Raw genomic sequence first — 16,097 nt, 5'->3', positions numbered from 1 at the left:
CGGCGGGATCGGCGACGGGGACGGCTCGGGGGGACCCGGGTGCGGAGGTGGCGGCGTCGGGCCGGGGCCCGGCGGCTGGGGCGGCGGCTCCGGGCCGGGGCCCGGGGGCGGAGGCGTCGGTTCCGGGCCGGGGCCCGGAGGCGGTGGCGGGGGTGTGGGGCCCGGTCCGGGGGGCGGCTCCGGAGGCGGAACCGGGTCCGGACCGGGCGTGGGTCCCGGCGTCGGTCCCGGGGTGGGCCCGGGCGGTACGGGATCCGGATACGGGTTCGTCATGGCGGTGTCCTCCGGCCAGTCGGTCGACATCGGCTCTGGACTTGTCCCCCGCCTACCCGACGGCCGCGTCTCCAGTCACTCCCCCGCATGAACTGCGGGGCCCGGGTGGCTCAGGAGGCCGGGGCGGACCGGGACGCCCCAGGGGCGAGGTGGCACGGAGGCCCGAGGCTGGGAAGGGCGAAGAGGCCGGGAACGGCGAGGTGGCCCAGAAAGCCGGGGGCCAGGTGCGCCAGGTGGGCTCCGCCGGAGCGGCAGAATGGGCGGCGACCGGCGACCGGCGCACACTCCCGGAAGAGAACCGCCCGCACCGGGAGTGACCGGCAACCGTCGGCAGCCTGACGGCACACGCCGGAGGCGAGCCGCACCGCGTCACCCGGGGCGCACTGCGTCGGCCCCGGCGGCCAGTCCCGCCGCAGGGCTGGCCAGCACCGGCACAGAGGTCTTCGTCCGCTCCCGGGCCGGCGCCATGGAGGCCTGGGCCAGAACGATCGCGTCGGCATCACCGACGGCCTCGGCCGCTTCGGCCACCAGACGCAGATAGCCCTCCGTGTCGCCGGCCTCGAACCGTGGCCAGGCTCCGTCGACCAGGCGGGTCCGCACCTCCACCGGGCGTCCGGCGCGCCGGGCCTCCTCACCGACCAGTGCCGCCGTGGGCGCGAGCGTGCTCTCCAGGGCGGCGAGGACGACGACGCGCGGACCGGCGGCCACCGCGGCGGCGGCCATCGGCCGGTCGACCCGCAGCACCGGCACCCCGACCCCGTCGGCAGCCGCCTCGGCAACACCGCCGATGGTCGAGCAGGTGCACAGAACGGCCCGCGCCCCGTCGGCGACGGCCTGCCGCAGCGCGGCCCGCACCTCGTCCGTCACCGCCGCCGGCCCGTCGCGCCGGGCCCGTTCCAGCAGCTCGACATCGACGTGGTGCCGCAGCTCCAGGCCGGGGTGTGCCTCGTCGCGCAGGGCGTCGAAGACCGGAACGTGGACGGGCGAGGTGTGCAACAGCCCCAGCACGCGCACCCCCCCTTGTCGTCGTCTCGTCGTCTCGTCGTCTCGTCGTCTTGCTTCTTCGGCCTCGTCCCCGTCAGAACCGCCCGGGATGCGCCACGAGCCACTCCTTCGCCGCACGCAGCAGCTCGGGATCGGCCGCGGGCGCCTGGTCCGCGTGACGCTCGGCCCACTTCGCGACGTACGGACACAAGGGGGCCACGGCGACGCCCTCGCGCCGCGCGAGGGCGTACAGCTCGCGCGCCAGCGAGCCCGCGATGCCTTTGCCCTCGTGGGCCGGCTCGACGATGGTGTGCACGGGGACGAGGGCGCGCTCGGGGGCGTCCAGGACGAAGTACTCGATGCGACCGACGGCCTCGCCGGCCCCGACCGCCTCCAGACGGCCCGCCGTCCGGTCGTCCCGGATCTCTATGTCGCTCACGGCCACGCTCCTCGTCCGCGCAGGTTCGATGACGTCAGGCCGACACGGCCTGCGGGCTGCGCTCCTGGTCCGAGCCCGGCACCGGCTCGGACGGGTCGCCGCCCAAGGCGACGATACGGTTGTCGCCGTCCACATGCACGACCCGGGGCCGCAGCGACCGCGCCTCGGCGTCGGTGACCTGGGCGTAGCTGATGATGATCACCAGGTCGCCCGGGTGGACGAGGTGAGCGGCGGCCCCGTTGATCCCGATCACGCCGGAGCCGCGCTCGCCCTCGATGACGTACGTCTCCAGGCGGGCGCCGTTGGTGATGTCCACGATGTGCACGAGCTCACCGGGCAGGAGATCGGCGGCGTCCAGCAGGTCGGCGTCGATCGTCACGGATCCCACGTAGTGCAGGTCGGCCTGGGTGACGGTGGCACGGTGGATCTTGGACTTGAACAGAGTACGCAGCATTTGGGACTCCTGAAAGACGGCTCCCTGCCTGCTTTGTGCAGGTCAAGGGCGTTGTTCACTGTACACCGGCGCACGTTGGAGTCGAAGATTTCGGGAAACATCGATTTCACTCGGGCAAGAAGGCTCCTCGCCTGCGCTTCCGCGTAGACCAGGCTGTTGCACCATCGGCGACCAACGCACCCACTCGAGCACCTGTCTCGGAGTGTGCGAGAACTCATGCTGACCAGATGCTGACTTACTGACGATGCGCCAGGTGAGTACTTCGTCGAGCACGGAGCCATCCGCTGCATCGACCTGGAAGTCGTTTCAACGCACCCGGCATCCCGGGCTTCATCCGATCCCAAACCATCAGGTGCTCGAGTGGACCTGCGACTGAGCCGGCTCCAGCCGGAAGCCTTCCGGTGTCCGGATCGGTGACAAGGAACCGGCCGCCGAGCGGATCGGTCTGGACGTGCGTGGTCCGCCATCCGCGCGCGCTGCGGCCTGCTGTGAGTGAGGCGACGATCTCCTGCATCGGAGCGGGGTTCTCGGTGGCGACGCCAAGGTCACGGCTGAAGCGTTCGACCACGCCGTGGCCTGCACGGCGTATCCGCCGGTGAGGGCCAGGGGGAGGGGGAGCCGAGGTCGAGGATGTCGGCGAGGAGACGCTCGTGGAGCGGAGTGAGCTTCACGCGGCGGTCGCGTCGGCCGGAGCGCTGTGTCTCGTTGGTCTCCTGTCCTGCCGCACGTGACCGACCCGGCCGGGCACGTGCTGTGGATGTCGCCGGCCTTGCCGGGCCGGTGCCACGACCTGACCGCGGCCCGCACCCACCGGATCCTCCGGATCTGCGGACGCCAAGGCGTCCCCATCCTGGCCGACCGCGCCTACCAGGGCGCCGGCCCCTGGGTCACCACCGGACGCAGACGGCCGCCCGGCGGGCAGCTGTCCCCGACACATCGGACGGTCAACCGGGCACTGGCCACGTCCCGGGCGCCCGTCGAACGGGGCCTGGCACTGCTGAAGTCCTGGCGGATCTTCCGAAGGTCCCGGATCGGTCCCAACCGCATGACGTCAGTCGCCAAGGCCGTCCTCACCCTGGAGAGGCAGCGCTGAAAACGCTCACTGACGATCAACTTCTGGCACAGACACTACAATCCCGCCATGGCGGAACCCGTGAGTCCACAACAGGGCAGTGTCCGCAGCCTGTTCACCGCCCGGCTGAGACGACCGTACCCACGCGGGCGAAGGCGACTCGTCATCGGCACGGGAGCCGCTCTGGCCGCGGTCGCCACGACGCTCGCCCTCTGTTCCGGCCCCGAGCCCGGTGATCACGCACCGACTGTGGTGTGCTCCGACACCGACAACACCAGCCTGACCGCCGACGTGGACGCGGACGGGCAGCTGGACGAGATACACGACCCCGACCGCTCGGGAAAGGGTTCCGTCCTCTTCAGCCGGGCCGATGACCGTATCGAGGTCGGTGTCGGCGAGGCTCTCGGCGTATGGCAGAAGGCCCGTGGCCTGCTGACGTCGGACCTGGAGACCAGGGGCACGTTCGGCGACTTCGACGGCGACGGCTATCTCGATCTGGCATTGTTCCGCAGCCAGGAGGACATCGGGGACAGCCCCCGCTCCAATCTGCTCGTGCATGAAGTGCGCTACGGACCGCTCGCCCGGGACCTGAGTGGCAGCCGGAGCGGCACCATCCGCGTTCAGGTCTCGTTTTTCGTCGCCGTGGTGCGTGCGACCGACGAGGACCAGGACGGGCGCGCCGAGCTGCACGTGTTCCAGTCTGCCGGAGACGGAGGATACGCGGAGTACATCGGCCGTCACAAGGACGGCGGCGTGACCCTGAGCGAAGCCGACACCGGCTACTACGGCCATGGTGACTGGGATGAGCTCCAGCCGGGGTGGAGCGACTTCGGTACCTGCGTGTACACCAGCCCCGAGAGCACGCCGTCGGTCCGGAGAGAGCCTTCGGATGTCACGCCCGCATCAGGAGCGAGGCGAGGGTGACGGGTACGACGCAGAGCCCCTTCTTGAGGGGAAGCCGCTGGTGGCGGCAGACGAGTCGGGCTGCACGCCGGGGTCTGCCCCGCTCAGGGAGTGATCACACTCTGACCTGCACGTTTATGGGCACCCGGCGGCTGTTGCAACCCCAGGGACAGCAGGACGTACTCCGGTCCATGCTCGCGCAGGACCTTGAGTCGACCGGGTGCCCGGGTGGCCAGGAGGTCGATCACCGCAGCGGTGTAGGCGTGGGCGGTGCCGCCGAAGCCGGCGGAGATCTGGGCCAGGGTGTCGTGCTTGCGCAGGTACACCAGACCCACGAGCGCGCGTTGGTGCGGCGGGAGCTTGCAACGGCGGTCACCCTCGCGGGTGACGATGAGCATGGTCACCCCCTCGACCAGCGCAGGGGACAGGTCGAGTGCGGCGGGACAGGAGACCAACGAGTCACCTGCGCTGATGAGTTGAGAATTCGAACACCTCCCTCAACGGCACCGGTGCCTCGTGCGTTGCGCCCTCGCAGCTGTCGCCCCATCGGCGGCCACTCTGAAAACGCTCACTGTCGTCCACGCGGCGGGCGCCCGTCTCGCACGACTCCTCGCGGTGACCGAGCTGCACTCCCGGGGCCGCTTCGCAGGAGCTCACGGAGCGTGCCGAACTCGTCGTCGCGGAGCCGGCCGCCAACACCGTCCTGCACGACCGCGTGTCCGGCCGCCGCTTCCGGGCTCACGCTCGCCCTGGACCCGACGGCCGGCCGCCTCCGCGTCGAGGTCAGCGACGCCCGCGGAGACCTCCGCCCACTCCCCCGCCCCACGGACACCGCGCCCGACGCGCTCCCCACCGGTGGACGCGGCCTGGCCCTCGTCACCGCCCTCGCCGACCACTGGGACTGCGTCCCCTACCCACCCAGCGGCAAGACCGTCCGGGCGTTGCTCTTGTGCCCACGCGCCAAGTCACCCCGAACGCCGCGGCCACCTTTCCGCGGCGGGAGCGAAGTACCGCTTCGGGAACCGGCCGCCCCTGGACTGCCGCCGCGCGGCGTCCTCGGCTTCCGCGGCCTGCGGGCCGGATCGGCGGCCACCCCGCCGCGGCGGGGTGGTGGGACTCATGACGGCTGCCGGCGTGCCGGTTACGGGACCAGCTCGATGTGGGGGTGGGACGGGTCGGCCGGGCAGGCGTGGAGCTGGAGGTTGCAGCCGCCGACGATGTCGATCAAGGTGAAGTTGCCGTCCTGGGCGCCCAGGGGAGGCGGGGCCGGGTTCGCCGGGTCCTCCTCGGCGATCCAGGAATGGCTGATGCCGTCCCATTCCGAGGAGGCGATGGTGAGGAGCGGGACCTCCTCAGTGCCGCACTCGGGGCAGGAGCGGTCGGCGGGGTCGGTGGCCTCCCAGCTGGTCCAGCCGCCGGTCTTCCAGCCGGGGGCGGTGGAGAGGTTGCCCAGGTAGAGCTCGCCCGGGTCATACGCGTACGTGCGGTACCGCGCGGGGTCGATCGTCTCCCAGCGGCTGGAGTCGTCCAGCTGGTCCCGGAGTTCCTTGTCCAGCTCCCCGGGGTGGGGGTATTCGGTGACCTGCTCCGGCGCGAACAGGCACGGCTCCGGGAGGTAGTGCGCGGACTGGATGACCGGCGGCTCGGGCGGCGCGTCGAGGACGTCGATGACGGTGGCGGCGGAGCGCCAGAAGAGCGCGGTCCGAGGGTGGGGGTCTTCCGCGTGGTCGAAGGGGCACCACAGGACCTGGAGGAGGTCCGCGTCGTGCGGGCACGGGAAGGGGGCGTCACGGGCGTACAGCTGGGCGACGGGAAGGAGGGGGATCGGTCCGTCGAACCACGGGCGGCCCACCTTGATCCGCTCCCAGTTCTCCCGTTCCTCCGGGGTGACCTCGGGCGCCTCGGGGTCGAGACGCAGCCGCTCCTCCGCAGCGGCGAGATCGCGGCGTAGCAGCCGGACATCGTCCGGCGAGTGGACCGTTTGTGACGCGTGCCTGTCGTGCGGCTCGTCGCAGTACGGCCACGGCTCGTCGGCGGGCCACAGGAGCGGCCCGCCGACGGAGCTGTCGTGCACAGTGGGCGACCCCGGCCGCGGGTGCAGCCGGGTGGCCGTCCGCGCCAGCGGAGCCAGTTGAGGGAAGAGCGCGGCGATGTCGAACGGCCGCGGTGGGGTGGTGAAACTCATGCAGGCTCCCGCCGGTGCGAACTGGTCGTGATCAGTTACCGAGGTTGAGCGTCCCGGTGTTCTGGTAGGTATTGGTGACGTAGACGTTGGGGAACAGTTCCTCGGTTGTCCCGTTCGCCCGTTGGATCGTCGCGTGCATCGTGACCCCGGTCGGGATGGTGCTGCTCGCATCCTTGTAGACGGGTGTCACCTCGTAGAAGACCGCGTCGTTCGCCCCGAAGGCGGCGAGGGGGCCCTTGATGAGATTCCGCGTCTGGTCCTCGTACGTCCGCATGCTGGGTGTGCCCGTGTTCATCCCGGTGTGCCAGCAAGGGACGAGGTTGGTGCGAGTCTTTTCACTCGTGCCCTGACCGCCGAGGATTCTCGCGATGAGATGGCACCGGTCCTGCGAATAGGTGACACCGGCCGCGACCTTGAACGCGTCCGCATCCTCCATCCCGGTAACCGGGTTGCTGGTCCCGGTCCCGCCGCCGGTATTGCGACCCAGGCACGCCTGTGCCCGGGTCGGCCGCTGTCCGGGTCCGCTCGTGGGGACGGTCTTGTTGACGAGCGGAACCGCCTCGGTGGTGTTCCAGAACCAGCCGTCACCGTTGGGCAGCGAACCGGTCGGCCCTTGGGCGGCCAGGCAGTCCGCCTGCCCCGTCGTGTCCGGCGTCGAGATCGGCAGCTCGAACTCGTCGGCGTCGATCACCCGCTGGTCCTTGAAGCCGTCGGCGAGCTGTGTGTCGGCGAACTGCTTCTCGGTGGGCGTGACATGGGCCTGCACGCAGGGCACGGCGGGGTCGTGCGTATGGGCGTTGTTCAGGATGTACGTGTCCCATTCGCCGTTGCCGAGATTGGGGATCACCTCGGCGCACAGGTCGCCGGCGGCACCGCCCTCCTTCGCCTCCCCGAAGGGGAAGTCGGCGCAGGTGTCGGTGACGACGAGGTCCGGCTCGGCCGTGAAACCGCCGCAGGTGGCGGCGGTGCGGCCGGCCACGCCGCTCGTCGACCGGGTCAGCGGGCTGCCCTTCTTCCCCCAGGCGCCGTTGAGGTTGTTCTGGGCCCAGCCGTAGGCGGCCACGGCGCCGCCCGCGTCCGCGCTCGTCGCCTTCATCGGCACGACGGCCATGACGGAGGGGACGGCGCAGCCCGCCACCGAAGTGCCGCCCACCGCGTCGTCGCACCTGATCTGACGCGAGTTCTTCCACGACGCGTTCGGGTCGGTCGCCGTCGCGCCCGGGGACGTCACGTACATCGCGTAGGACGTGAGGAAGGAGGCGGAGGAGCCCGTCGTCTGGGGCGAGGAGTAGGTGACGGTTCCGGTCAGGGTCTGGCCGAGGGTGATGTTGCCGCCGTACCAGGGGGCGGTCTTGGTGGCCGTGCAGCCGGCGCCGCAGGAGGCGCGGAACTTGGCGTTCAGGGCGGCGACATCACCGAAGGCGCTGGTCATGGTGACGTTGACCTGTTCGTTCCAGGTCGTGGCTGTCGCGGAGAGGTCGGCGCTGGTGGAGACCGCCAGGGTGCCGCGTCCGATCTCCGCACCGTTGCCGTCGCGGAGGATGTAGGTGACGTTGATGCCTGTCACGCAGTACGAGAAGCGCCCGTAGCTGTAGTTGCCGGGGCTGGTGATGTCGCAGCTGCCGGCGGCGGTGGAGGCGGAGGCGGTGGTGGCGGCGACACCGGTGCGGGTCTTCGCCTGCGCGGGGGCGGGGGTGACCGTCACACAGGACTCGACGGCACCCGCGCGGCGCTCCTTGGAGCCCGGCGCGGTGGCGGTGCAGTCCTCACCGGAGCCGGCCGCGAACCTGCTGGTCTCGGTGGGCTCCGCGCTGGGCGCCGCGGACTTGGCGGTGGACGAGGCCTTCGCCGTCTCGGGCGGTTCGGCCGCCTGGCTCGTCGCGGCTGTCGTGAGGACGAGGGTCAGGGCGGTGAGGACGGTCAGGACCGTCGAGCGGGCGCGTCTCCTTGGGGAGCGCCCGCCACGTATTCCATGCATGGGGCAGGAACTTTCCGTGAGGGGAGGGAGTAGGGGGCGCCGCCTGATTGCGGCGCCCCCGGGGAGAGCTAACGGAGCGGGATCAGGCCGCCAGGTCCCAGAGGTCGCTGAGGCCCTTCGTGATGCCGGAGACCAGGTCCTCGCCGGTGTCCGTGATCTTGCTGACGACGGGCTTGACGAGGCCGCCGCCGAGCGCCTTGTCGGCGGCGCCGACCCACTTGTAGGCGCCGAAGGAGACCAGGCTCAGGCCGGTGCCGACGGCGGACTCCCAGAAGGCGCCGCTGGTGAAGCCGTGCTCGATGCCCGTGAAGAGGGAGCCGAGGGCGCCCGCGCCCGCGGAGACGCCGGCGAAGAAGCCGGCCGCGGCGAGGGCCGGCGGGAAGACGAAGGCGGCGAGGGCGCAGCCGGCTGACAGGAACCCGGCGCCGATGCTGACCACGTTGGCGGCGTCGGCGTAGAACTGGGCGTCGTTCCACCACTCGTCGGCGTCGCCGTCCGCGGTGCCGTTCGGGTTGACCCGGTTGTTCTTGTCGTTGTTGGCCGGGTCCTGCTTGGCCTCGCGTTCCTTCTGTGCCTTGAGCGCGGCTTCCTTGGCCTTCGCGATCTCCTCGGCCCGCTTCTTGGCGGCGGCGATCTGCTTGGCCTCGGCGTACGCGACGGCGGCGGCCCTCGCGTCGGCGGAGGCGGCGAGCTCGGCGGCGCGGGCCGCGGCGGCCGAGCGCTGGGCCTCGGCGGAGGAGGCGAGGGCCGCGCGCGCCGAGTCGACGGCCTTGTTGGCCGAGTAGTTGGCGGAGCGGGCGGCGCTGCGGGCGGTGGCGGCGGCGTTCTTCGCCTTGGTGGCGGAGGCCTGGGCGGCGGCGGCCGACTTGTCGGCGGCGTCGGCGTTGTCCCGCGCCTGCTGGGCGTAGTCCTCGGCCTTGGCGGCGGAGTCGAGCGCCTTCTGCGCCCACTTCTGGGCCTCGGTGGCGGCCTTGCGGGCGTCGGCGGCAGCCTTCGAGGCGAGGGCCGCGTCCTCCTGCGCCTTCTCCGCGATCTTGGCGGCGGCGGCGATGGCCCCGCGGACGGCGGCGACGTGGGTGGCGGTGTCGAAGTCGAGCTGGGCCGTGCGGTACTGGATCACGGAGATGAAGTTGCGCAGCATCCACTGCGGTCCTTCGAGCGCGACCTCCGCGTAGGCCTTGGTGAAGGCGCCCGCGGTGTTGATCAGCTCGCTGGCCCGGACCCGGTCGTCCTCCTGGATGGCCAGCGGGTAGGTGTGGTCGAAGAAGTGGTTGAGGGATTCGGTGGTGTTCTCGTTCAGCGCGTCGTTGGCGGCCTGGATGACGGCCTTGCCCGCGTTCTCGGCGATGATCTTGCCGATGGCGACGCGCAGGTCCTCGTCCGAGGCGCGCTTCATGCCGCCGGTGAGGAAGTCGCCGACGGCCTTGGAGTCGGTGCTCTCCAGCGCGGCGGCGGCGGCCGCGGCGACGTTCGGTCCGGCGATCGTCGCCACGTGGAGGGTGGTCTCGCGGTCGTCCTGCGTCTGGGCGAGAGCCCGGTCGAGGTCGATCCAGGCGTAGACGTCGTCGTCGGAGCCGGCGAGGGCGTGCTGGGCGGCCTGCCGGGTGTTGGCCCCGCGGGCGTCGATGAGGGCGACCGCGGCCTGCCGGCCCAGGGTCGCGGCGACCGACATGTCGCCGGAGTACAGGGCCTCTTCCGCCCTGGAGATGAGGTCCTTGGTCGCTTGGGTGGTGCGTTCCTCCATCAGCCGCTTCTCGCGGACGTCGGAGAGCTCGGCCTGCTCGATGGCGGCGAGCTGCTGGGCCTCCTCGATGGCCTGCTGCTTGTCCTGCTCGAGGGTCTGTGCCTCGGCGGCGCGGGCGTTCTTCTCCACCTCGATGGCGTCGCTGACGGCCTGGGTGGCGAGGTTGGCGGCCTTCACGGCCTCCGCGGCGTGGGCGGTCGACTTGTTGGCGTAGTCGACGGCCTTTCCCGCGTACTTCACGGCTTCCTCGGCGGCGTCCGCGGCCTTGTCGGCGTGGTCGGCGGCGGAGTTGGCGGCGTCGCGGGCGGTGCGGGCCGCCTTGGCGGCGGCGGTCGCCAGTGCCTGGGCGGCGGAGGCGGCGTTGGTGGCGCGGTTGGCGGCGCTGGTGGCGATGGCGGCCTGGCGCCTGGCCTCGTCGGCCTCCGCCTTGGCGGCACCGGCGGACACGGCGGCCTGGGCGGCGGCGGTCGCGGCGGCGGCCGAGTTGCGGGCGGCGGAGGCGGCGGCCAGGCCGGCGGCCGAGGACGCGTCGCCGGCGAGGGCCGCCTTGGCGGCAGCGGCGGCGGCGCTGCGGGCCTTGGAGGCGGCGTTGCGGGCGGCGACCGCGGCGTTCTTGGCGTTCTCCGCCTTGCCGGCGTCCTTGGACGCGGCGATCGCGGCGTTGTAGGCGCGGGCGGCGGCGTTGCCGGCCTTCGCGGCGGCCTGGGCGGCGCCTGCGGCGGCCCAGGATGCGCGGCGGGAGGCCTTCACGGCGGCGTTGGAGGCGTTGACGGCGTTGCGGGCGGCGTCGGCCGCGCCCTTCGCCGCGCTCGCCGCCTTGCGGGCCGCGGCCCCCGACTTCTGCACGTCGCTCTGGGCGGCCGCGGCCTCGGCGGCGGCCTTCTCGGCGGCCTCCTTGGCCTTGGTGGCAGCGGTCTCGGCGCGGGCCCCGGCCTCGACGGCCAGGTTCGTCTCGCGCTCGGCGCGCTTGCCCTCGCGCTCGACGACGGCCACCAGCTCCTCGATGGTCGCCGACTCCTGGTCGCGGGCGCGCGCGATGTGCTGGCCGGTCTCGATGAACCACTCGATGTCGTTCGCGGTGCCGCTGAGCGCGCGGTCCGCGTACTTCTTGACCTCCGGACCGCCGGTCACCAGCATGGTGCTGACCTGGACCCGGGTGTCCTCCAGCCGCGCGTCGTACTGATCGTCGGCGAGGAAGGTGATGAGGGCCTGCTCGGTGCCGGCGTCGAGGGCGGCGTTGGCCTCGCGCTTCACGGCCTTGTCGCCGGTGGACGCGACGATGCTGGTGGCGACCTGGAGGTCCTCCATGATGGCGGGGGCGAAGCCCTCCGAGAGGAAGCTGGCTATCGCTTCGTCGCCGTTGTCCAGGGCGGCGACGGCCTCGCGGCGCAGACCCTTGCCGGCACGGTCCAGGCTGCGGGCGATCGCGACCCGGTTGTCCTGCACGGTCTGCTGCGGCAGCGTCTCGGCGAGGAAGGTCTGGATCTCGGTGTCGGTTCCGTAGAGGGCCGTGGTGGCGGCGGCTTTGACGCCCTTGCCGCCGGTCAGCCACGCGCGGACGACCTTGGCGCGTTCGGTGTCCGGCAGCGGCACCGGGTCGGCGCCTGCTGTCTCGGCGGCCGCGGCGGTGGCCGGCCGCAGGACCGAGGGGGTGGCGGCGACAGCGGTCGCGGCCGCGAGCGCGCCGAGGACGCGGCGTCTGCTCCAGAAGGCTGTCTGCATACGGGGCTTGCCCTTCTACGAGTAATGCGGTGACGTGTCGGATTTCGCGCCGTGGCGGACGGCCGATCCGTGGACCGACGCCCGCCACAATTCGCGAACAGTATCAACGTCGTAGGAATTCTGCGGAAGTTGCGCCGGCTGATGCTCCAACGTGCACCGAAACATGTGGATTTGACGGGGTCGGTGCAATTTTTGCGAAATCATGACGCCGGTCCATACAGCCTTTTCTCGGCGTGACGCAGGTCATGGAAAGCTTGCTTCCAATGTCCGGGTATGGGCAGTTCACGGTGCTGGACGTGGGTGCGCCGCCGTGCTGGGATGCCAGGGCCGTTGACGATCACCGACGTTCGAACAGTGCGTCGCGGAGGCGCGCCGATGGTACGCAAAGGAGGCTTTCATTCCGCGTGTGCCATTTCCCCTGTTCGCGACCGGTGGCTTTCAAGTGCGGGCGGTTGCCGTGAAATCAGGGGTGCGATGAAGGAAATCAGCACCACCGCCGGAAAGCCGCGGAGAATGCTGTTCGCGGTACGGGTACTCGGCGCCGCCGCCGACACCGCCGCGCTGGTCGCGGAGGACGCCCCCGGCTGTGCCGTGGAGGACTTGACCTCCCTGACTGGCACCGAACCGGCAGGGATGCCGTTGGTGTGTTCGGGGCCTGGCGAGATTGCGGCGGAGACGGTGTGGGTGGCGCGGGGCCTGTGGTCGGGGACGGACCAGTCGACGAACTCGCGGCTGGAGCAGTCCAGCAGAGTCGCAAGACAGCGACCTCGGCACGGCCCCGACTCGATACCGTGGGACTCCAGTCGGCTGGAGGGGGCTCACATGAAGTATGGAGATGCGGACTGCACGGCCGCCCGGGACGCCATGACGGAGATTCTGAGGGGGTGGGCCCGAGAGGGCCGGACCGACACCTACAAGGCGCTGAGCGAGGCCCTGGCACCGGAGCACCGGGTGCACTACCACGGCCGGATGATGTCGCTGCTGCTGGCAGACGTCTGCCGCCGGGACAGCACCGGTCCCGAGCCGATGCTGTCAGCACTGGTGGTCAACGGATCCAGCCGGAAGCCTTCCGACCGGTTCTTCGAGCCGGCCGTTACCGAGTTCCACCGTCGGGACCCGGACTGGACCTGGGAGTGGGAGCGGGAGGCAGTGTTCGACCGTTACCGCAGCCCGGTTTCGCCCTGAGTCCCCCTGCGGGTCATCGCTCGGCCTGCCCTGCCCTGCCCGTCCGCCGTGCGGGGCAACCGCCCAAGGAACGCGGGGGTCCTCGGCCGGGACGTAACGGCCGCGATTCCAGCATGGCGACACCCCGAGCCGCACCGGCCGCAGTTGGGCCCTCTCGCAGCCGAGAGACCGCCCGCTACGCCTCGCCCGCAACGCGCGCAGGGATATGCGCACGTTGCGGGCCACGGCACGGGGCGCGTCAGGGGACAGCGCGCAGAGTGCCGGTGAAGCGGTCAGGCCGCCGCGGGACTGATCGCTCAGCCGCCGCTCTTGCGCCTGAACGACCGCTGGCTCGCGGCCGGGCCGTGCGCCGCACGCACCTTCGACGCATCCGGGTTGGCGGCGACATCGGCCGCCTCCGCCTGCGCACCGCGCTTGCGCTCCAGGGCTTCACGGAACTTGCGCTTGAGGTCGTAGTTGCCGTCGCTGTCCGGCGCCAGAGGGGGCGTCTCGGGGGCCGGCGGCTCCGAACCTTCCGTGGTTACGGGCTCTGCGGTCATGGTGACCTCCTGGGTTCGGGGGTGGGCCAGTACAGCTTGTCATGCCGGCGCGGTGCGGTGGGCCGGCAACATCATCCTGCTCTGTTCCGGCGGGTGTCCGTCGCGCGGCCGTGGGCGTTCGCTTCGTACCGGGGCAACGGCTCTCAGCCGTTGCGACGCACGAGGGCGGCCTTGCGGGCCTCGGCGAGCTTGCGGGCCTCGCCGGACTTCCGGGACTTGCCGCCGGCGCCGCGGGAGGGGTCCTTGCTGGTGCCGAGGCCGCGGAAGGGAGCGTTGTTGTTCTTGGGCCGGGGGGCGGCGGGCCCGCCGTCGAGCGGAGTGCCGGAGGGAGCCTTGGCGCCGGTGATCCGGCTCAGCTCCGCCTCGCCCGAGCGCACCTTGGTGACGGTCGGCTCGATGCCGGCCTCGGCCATCATGCGGCTCGTCTCGCGGCGCTGGCCCGACAGCACGAGCGTGACCACGCTGCCGGACTCACCGGCGCGGGCGGTGCGGCCGGCCCGGTGCACATAGTCCTTGGGGTCGGTGGGCGGGTCGACGTTGACCACGAGGTCGAGGTCGTCGACGTGCAGGCCACGGGCCGCGACATTGGTCGCCACCAGGACGGTGATCCGGCCGTTCTTGAACTGCGCCAGGGTGCGTGTGCGCTGTGGCTGGGACTTGCCGCTGTGCAGGGCCCCGGCGTGCACCCCGCTGGCCCGCAGGTGCCGGGTGAGCTGGTCGACGGCGTGCTTGGTGTCGAGGAACAGCAGTACGCGGCCGTCGCGGGCGGCGATCTCCGTGGTGACGGCGTAGCGGTCGGGCCCGTGGACGACCAGAACGTGGTGCTCCATCGTCGTGACCGCGCCCGCGGACGGGTCGACCGAGTGGACGACGGGGTCGTGGAGGTAGCGGTGGACGAGCTGATCGACGTCGCGATCCAGAGTGGCCGAGAACAGCATCCGCTGACCGTCGGGGTGCACCTGGTCGAGCGCGTCGACGACCTGCGGCAGGAATCCCAGGTCGCACATCTGGTCGGCCTCGTCCAGCACGGTGATCCTCACCCGTCCCAGGCGGCAGGCGTTGCGCTCGATCAGGTCGTGCAGGCGTCCGGGGGTGGCGACGACCACCTCGGCCCCCTCGCGCAGCGCGGTGATCTGCCGGCCGATCGACATGCCGCCGACGACCGCGGCCATCCGCAGCCGCAGTGCCTCGGCGTACGGCGCCAGCGCCTCGGTGACCTGCTGGGCCAGCTCCCGGGTCGGCACCAGGACCAGGGCGAGGGGCTGCTTCGGTTCGGCGCGCCGACCGGCCGTACGTGTCAGCAGCGGCAGGCCGAAGGCGAGCGTCTTGCCCGATCCGGTGCGCCCCCGCCCCAGGACGTCGCGCCCCTTCAGGGCATCGGGCAGTGTGGCGGCCTGGATCGGGAAGGGTTCGCTTACCCCGAGTCCGCTCAGTGTCCGCAGCACCTCCGCCGGCAGTTCCAGGCCGGCGAAGGAGACGGCCGGTGGCAGCGTCGGGGTCGTGGCCCCGGGCCGGGCGGGACCGCCGTGAGCGATGCCGGAGTCATCGGGATGCTTCATGAACAACCTTCCGCAGGGAACGTACCGAGGAAGGCCCGGCAGGATCGAACAGCCCACGTACAAGCGGAACCGAACGTGCAGAATCGCCCACCGCGACGACCACGCAAACGCATGACACTAACACGGGGGCATGTCCTGTGCGATCCGTGCCCGCTCCCGCACTCAGGTGGGTGGGGCTGGGCCGCAGACCGTCAGGCGGAGTCCGCCCTGAGTATCGAGGTGAGCGTGCGGTCGAGGATCCCGGGGATCTCCTTCTTCTTCAGGTGCCGTTGCTCGCCTTCGAGCGCCGCCGCGTGCAGCAGGCTGTAGAACGTGGTGACCAGCCAGTTGGTGGGGAGGTCGGTGCGGAAGGCACCCTCCTCCTGACCGCGCCCGAGGACGGCTTCGACGCGGCCGAGGACCTTGGCGTGGTGCTTGCGCAGCTGGGACGCCGGAACGGTGCCCTCGGCGATCGAGAGCAGAAAGGCATGCTGTTCCAGGATGCCCCAGCTGGACCGCACCAGCCGCGAGAAGGCCTCCCCCGCGTCTCCTTCCTCGAGCCGCTGCGCGGCCAGGGCGGCGTCGGCCCGCTCGACGGAGTGCGCCAGCACGGCCGCGAGCAGAGCTTCCCGGGACGGGAAGTGCGCGTACAGAGTCACCCGGCTGACCCCGGCGGCGTTCGCCACCGCGGTCAGGCTCGCTCCTGGGTCCTTCCGGAAGCAGTCGAGCGCGGCGTCGACAATGGCGGCGATGTTCCGCGCCGCATCGGCACGACGCCTGGGACCGGCAGCCTTCGCCGGTGACGCCTTGGGCGCGGACGCGGCGGGCGGGGACTTCCGGGCTCGTTGCGGCGACGTGGACATGGGGCGGAGCGTATGCCACCTCTTTCTCGCGGTGCCACACCGAAGCGCCGTTGCCGGCGAGGTGCAGCCGCCCCGCAGGGGGCACCGACCGGCGACCTCGGGGGCGGGACGTTCGGTGAGGGGACGTGAGGGGACGTGCGGGGACGTGCGGGGGCGTCGCCCGCCCCGGCAGATCCCCGGCGACAGCGCACACCGAAAAACTGAACACCACTGTTCAA

11 protein-coding genes and 3 pseudogenes are annotated in these 16,097 nt (G+C 71.6%); 3 read left to right on the top strand and 11 right to left on the bottom strand.

The features are described from left to right. Positions 1-642 precede the first annotated feature (642 nt). From RM812_RS28210 to RM812_RS28195, 4 genes and pseudogenes are all read right to left on the bottom strand, one after another. Positions 643-1,281 carry an aspartate/glutamate racemase family protein gene (locus RM812_RS28210; protein WP_311578168.1) on the bottom strand — a complete coding sequence of 213 codons (639 nt, stop codon included), beginning with the start codon at positions 1,279-1,281 and terminating at the stop codon, positions 643-645. Between the two features lie 70 nt (positions 1,282-1,351). After that, positions 1,352-1,696, bottom strand: a complete 345-nt coding sequence (locus RM812_RS28205) for a GNAT family N-acetyltransferase (protein WP_311578165.1) — start codon at positions 1,694-1,696, stop codon at positions 1,352-1,354. 34 nt (positions 1,697-1,730) lie between these two features. After that, on the bottom strand, positions 1,731-2,150 hold the full coding sequence (panD, locus tag RM812_RS28200) for an aspartate 1-decarboxylase (protein WP_311578160.1): 420 nt from the start codon (positions 2,148-2,150) through the stop codon (positions 1,731-1,733). Positions 2,151-2,547: 397 nt separating this feature from the next. After that, positions 2,548-2,821: pseudogene (locus RM812_RS28195) on the bottom strand (nucleotidyl transferase AbiEii/AbiGii toxin family protein); the annotation flags it as partial. A 56-nt stretch (positions 2,822-2,877) separates the two neighbouring features. Between RM812_RS28195 and RM812_RS28190 the strand changes: the two are divergent. Then, positions 2,878-3,243: pseudogene (locus RM812_RS28190) on the top strand (transposase family protein); the annotation flags it as partial. Between the two features lie 48 nt (positions 3,244-3,291). After that, the gene (locus RM812_RS28185; protein ID WP_311578157.1) at positions 3,292-4,146 is read left to right on the top strand and encodes a hypothetical protein; all 855 of its coding nucleotides are present in this window, start codon (positions 3,292-3,294) and stop codon (positions 4,144-4,146) included. A gap of 149 nt (positions 4,147-4,295) precedes the next feature. On the opposite strand, the pseudogene RM812_RS28180 reads toward RM812_RS28185, so the two are convergent. The 4 genes and pseudogenes from RM812_RS28180 to RM812_RS28160 all read right to left on the bottom strand — a co-directional run. Then, positions 4,296-4,580, bottom strand: a pseudogene (locus RM812_RS28180) (helix-turn-helix domain-containing protein); the annotation flags it as partial. Positions 4,581-5,266: 686 nt separating this feature from the next. Then, positions 5,267-6,310, bottom strand: coding sequence for a hypothetical protein (locus RM812_RS28170; RefSeq protein ID WP_311578154.1), 1,044 nt, complete (start codon positions 6,308-6,310; stop codon positions 5,267-5,269). A gap of 31 nt (positions 6,311-6,341) precedes the next feature. Beyond that, complete coding sequence (locus RM812_RS28165) at positions 6,342-8,288, bottom strand: DNA/RNA non-specific endonuclease (protein WP_311578151.1); 1,947 nt, start codon at positions 8,286-8,288, stop codon at positions 6,342-6,344. Between the two features lie 82 nt (positions 8,289-8,370). Continuing rightward, entirely contained in the window at positions 8,371-11,754 is a 3,384-nt protein-coding gene (locus RM812_RS28160; RefSeq protein WP_311578141.1) for an ALF repeat-containing protein, read from the bottom strand. A gap of 513 nt (positions 11,755-12,267) precedes the next feature. Here RM812_RS28160 and RM812_RS28155 point away from each other — a divergent pair. Then, a complete protein-coding gene (locus RM812_RS28155) occupies positions 12,268-12,939 on the top strand; it encodes a hypothetical protein (protein ID WP_311578128.1) in 672 nt (223 codons plus the stop codon). Between the two features lie 296 nt (positions 12,940-13,235). On the opposite strand, the gene RM812_RS28150 is transcribed toward RM812_RS28155, so the two are convergent. The 3 genes from RM812_RS28150 to RM812_RS28140 form a co-directional block, all read right to left on the bottom strand. Beyond that, the gene (locus RM812_RS28150; protein WP_311578123.1) at positions 13,236-13,478 is read right to left on the bottom strand and encodes a DUF5302 domain-containing protein; all 243 of its coding nucleotides are present in this window, start codon (positions 13,476-13,478) and stop codon (positions 13,236-13,238) included. Between the two features lie 143 nt (positions 13,479-13,621). Beyond that, positions 13,622-15,037: a DEAD/DEAH box helicase gene (locus RM812_RS28145; protein WP_311578108.1), complete on the bottom strand. Its 1,416-nt coding sequence runs from the start codon at positions 15,035-15,037 to the stop codon at positions 13,622-13,624. 191 nt (positions 15,038-15,228) lie between these two features. Beyond that, on the bottom strand, positions 15,229-15,879 hold the full coding sequence (locus tag RM812_RS28140) for a TetR/AcrR family transcriptional regulator (RefSeq protein WP_311578098.1): 651 nt from the start codon (positions 15,877-15,879) through the stop codon (positions 15,229-15,231). Positions 15,880-16,097: the final 218 nt, after the last annotated feature.

The organism is Streptomyces lancefieldiae, assembly GCF_031845825.1.
Taxonomy (GTDB): domain Bacteria; phylum Actinomycetota; class Actinomycetes; order Streptomycetales; family Streptomycetaceae; genus Streptomyces; species Streptomyces lancefieldiae.
Note: the sequence above shows the minus strand (reverse complement) of the source record. Positions and strands in the feature narration are given on the sequence as shown.

Coding starts and splice junctions, on each gene's coding strand:
- RM812_RS28145 (WP_311578108.1), bottom strand. CDS start 15,037: ATGAAGCATCCCGATGACTCCGGCATCGCTCACGGCGGTCCCGCCCGG.
- RM812_RS28170 (WP_311578154.1), bottom strand. CDS start 6,310: ATGAGTTTCACCACCCCACCGCGGCCGTTCGACATCGCCGCGCTCTTC.
- RM812_RS28165 (WP_311578151.1), bottom strand. CDS start 8,288: ATGCATGGAATACGTGGCGGGCGCTCCCCAAGGAGACGCGCCCGCTCG.
- RM812_RS28160 (WP_311578141.1), bottom strand. CDS start 11,754: ATGCAGACAGCCTTCTGGAGCAGACGCCGCGTCCTCGGCGCGCTCGCG.
- panD (WP_311578160.1), bottom strand. CDS start 2,150: ATGCTGCGTACTCTGTTCAAGTCCAAGATCCACCGTGCCACCGTCACC.
- RM812_RS28155 (WP_311578128.1), top strand. CDS start 12,268: ATGCTGTTCGCGGTACGGGTACTCGGCGCCGCCGCCGACACCGCCGCG.
- RM812_RS28150 (WP_311578123.1), bottom strand. CDS start 13,478: ATGACCGCAGAGCCCGTAACCACGGAAGGTTCGGAGCCGCCGGCCCCC.
- RM812_RS28140 (WP_311578098.1), bottom strand. CDS start 15,879: ATGTCCACGTCGCCGCAACGAGCCCGGAAGTCCCCGCCCGCCGCGTCC.
- RM812_RS28185 (WP_311578157.1), top strand. CDS start 3,292: ATGGCGGAACCCGTGAGTCCACAACAGGGCAGTGTCCGCAGCCTGTTC.